Annotated in this window: 4 protein-coding genes and 1 pseudogene; all 5 read right to left on the reverse strand. The window is 38.5% G+C overall.

Features of this window, described 5'->3' with window-relative positions; translation table 11 throughout:
* Positions 1-320: DUF1622 domain-containing protein (locus AC3AX0_RS10975; RefSeq protein ID WP_487550329.1), on the reverse strand; the 320-nt coding region annotated here is incomplete at its 3' end.
* A gap of 8 nt (positions 321-328) precedes the next feature.
* Positions 329-889 carry a YeeE/YedE thiosulfate transporter family protein gene (locus AC3AX0_RS10980; protein WP_487550330.1) on the reverse strand — a complete coding sequence of 187 codons (561 nt, stop codon included), beginning with the start codon at positions 887-889 and terminating at the stop codon, positions 329-331.
* Between the two features lie 12 nt (positions 890-901).
* On the reverse strand, positions 902-1414 hold the full coding sequence (locus tag AC3AX0_RS10985) for a YeeE/YedE thiosulfate transporter family protein (protein ID WP_487550331.1): 513 nt from the start codon (positions 1412-1414) through the stop codon (positions 902-904).
* Positions 1415-1514: 100 nt separating this feature from the next.
* Positions 1515-1883: a hypothetical protein gene (locus tag AC3AX0_RS10990; RefSeq protein WP_487550332.1), complete on the reverse strand. Its 369-nt coding sequence runs from the start codon at positions 1881-1883 to the stop codon at positions 1515-1517.
* Positions 1870-2609 (reverse strand): annotated as a pseudogene (locus tag AC3AX0_RS10995) (SLC13 family permease). Before AC3AX0_RS10995 ends, AC3AX0_RS10990 begins: the two are co-directional and overlap by 14 nt.
* Positions 2610-2755: the final 146 nt, after the last annotated feature.

Here is a 2755-nt window from a genome sequence, read left to right on the forward strand (position 1 = left end):
TCCTTTTCAAGAAAGAATCCCATTACTGTCCTTATAAGAACTATTCCTCCCAGTCTATAAAGCTCTTCAATGGAAGGGTCAGAGACAGACTCTACGACATCAGCAACGATGAGAACTTCCAGTCCAAGAAGTATGTAGGAACCAAGCTTTATTCTAAGCTCTTCCCTCAGATTGTGCATGACCAGCTTTCCCCTTTTGTTTATTTCACTGTAAACCATTCTCACCAAGGTAAGCACTACACCCCATACCATAATAAGAAGGGCGCAGATTGCTATAACAACAGATATGTTGTGAAGTATTATATGCGGATAATCTATCATAAAATCACCTACAATCCAAAAATTTCAAGCAGTAGCATTATGACCGCCAGTATAACAGCAAAGGGTATTGTATACCGAAAAGATCTTCCATCCATTTCATCAAAGAGTGATTTTTCACTATACCCGTCCTCGGATAATATGTTATTTCTTTTTAGAACACTGTACATGGATGCAAATAATCCAGAACCTATTATTATTCCTACTACTCCTCCTAGCAATCCATCAACATAACCATTTCCAACCGCTCCAGCCAAGGTTCCAGGACAATACCCAAGAGTGGCAAAACCTATACCAAATATAAGTCCACCTATTATGGAATTTTTTACAGAACCCGGCTTGATATGAAGCTTGATCAATCCCTTTGGATAAAGAAGGCTGACTCCCATCATTGTGACAATAACTGCAGCAAGCATGATTTTCAGAACAGTAAAATCCTGAAGTCTAAGTTGACCTAATATCACATCGTACTTGGTTGTCCCACCCTTCTGGAGTAGAAATCCAAAAGCTATTCCTGTAAGAAATCCAAAAAATAATTGAAGGCCTTTGTTTTCATATATTTTATTCATCATAACATCACCCTCCTATATTCCATATATAAGCAGCGCAGTCACGATACCGCCTATAAAGAAAGCACATGCAGCAATCCAGCTCAATACTGAAAGCTGTCCTGTGCCACTTATTCCATGACCACTTGTGCATCCTCCTGACCATCTCGAACCAATAGCAATTATAACGCCTCCGAACATAGCCACCACAAATCTCAGGAAGAATCCTTCAGAAATCTCATTTGCCCACATTGGTGGAACTGTGACAATTCCAAAATCCCCAGACAATTTTGCAGAAATAAAAGATCCAAAAACAATACCGATTACCAGCATAAATGCCCAATCCACTTCGGGAGCAGTTTTTAGATAGAATTCATTCTTCTCCACGTATTCTTTATCGAAAATTTTTCTTATCATTCCACTGGCTCTGGCATATGATGTTGATGTACCTATTACCTTGTCCGATATCAGCAGGGCAATTATATTTAGTACCCCTATAAGTGCTCCCACAACATAGGGAGACCATTTAACCATGGTAAATACATTCATTATGAAACCCCCTTATTATTCTTTAGTTGAGTTATAAACTACCTTTCTTTTCTGATATGCTAGATAACCTTTCATTCCTCCAGCAAGGTTGTAAAGTTTTTTAACTCCCTTCTGCTTCAATATGCTCTTCATCATAGGCAATCTTGTCCCGTCCATCTATGACTACTGTATTTCCTTCTTCCATCATCTTTTCAAACTCCATAGGAGATATCTGTTGAATATGATCCACCGGCAATCCTTCTACAATCCACTGATGCATTCCTGCCTGTAGAAATCCAGTAACATTGTCGATCCCAACCCTCTTCAACCAAGTGGATGTAGCTGCAGCAATTGTATAAGTTTCAGCCACAATTAATACATTCATTAACGGAGGAAGGATCCATCCAGCAAAGGTTGGAAGATTTCCCGTATAGTCTATATTGTAAGCACCTGGCACATGAAGTCCTCCAACTCCTTTATTTGAAGACATTGTCTGGAAGGTCATATATTTCCTTCAATATATTTTGCGATGTCTTTTTCGGTTGAATCTCTGGATTTGGAAGTACCCTGCCACCCATAGTATAGAAATAAAGGATGCCCGATGCAAGAAGCACGAGTCCTACCGGAGTTACACTGAAGAGATTGAATTTTTCATATCCTCTTTGAATCACCAGGTCATTAAGGATCATAAGAGGACCTGAAGCAACCATAGTTATTGTTCCTCCAAGAATAGCAGCAAATCCCATAGGCATAAGAAGCTTCGAAGGATGGATTCCTGTTCTTCTGCATATCCTTCTAAGGGCAGGCAAAAACAAGGCTGCAGCTCCTATATTTTGCATAAATGATGAAATGAGCCCTACTGAAAGGGATAGTATACCAATAGCTTCTTTTCACCGTTTCCTGCAAGTTTTATGATTTTTTTCGAGAGTTTTTTCATGATTCCTGATTTGTCTATGCCGTAACCCATAATCATTACTGCCATGACAGATACGACAGCATTGCTTGAGAAGCCTGAAAATGCCTCTTCTACCTCAACGACTCCGCTCCATGCCAGAAGAATCATAATAAGAATGGCCACTATGTCAGACCTAAGTTTTTCCGTTACAAAAAGAATAATTGCGAGAATAAGTATACAATAAGTTAATACAACATCCATTGACATAAAATACCTACCCAAAATTTGACTTGTATGACAAGAACGTTCCCTTAATCTCATAACACCAACGCTTCAAGGTGTTATGTATATTTTGACTTTCTTAAGCTAAAAAAAGTATATATTTATTATACTTTAATTTTGTAAAAGTAACAAATAAAAAACACCTTCCTGAGAAGGTGTTTTGCTTATGTCTTACTCTACTGTCC

Source organism: Dethiosulfatibacter sp. (assembly GCF_983023055.1).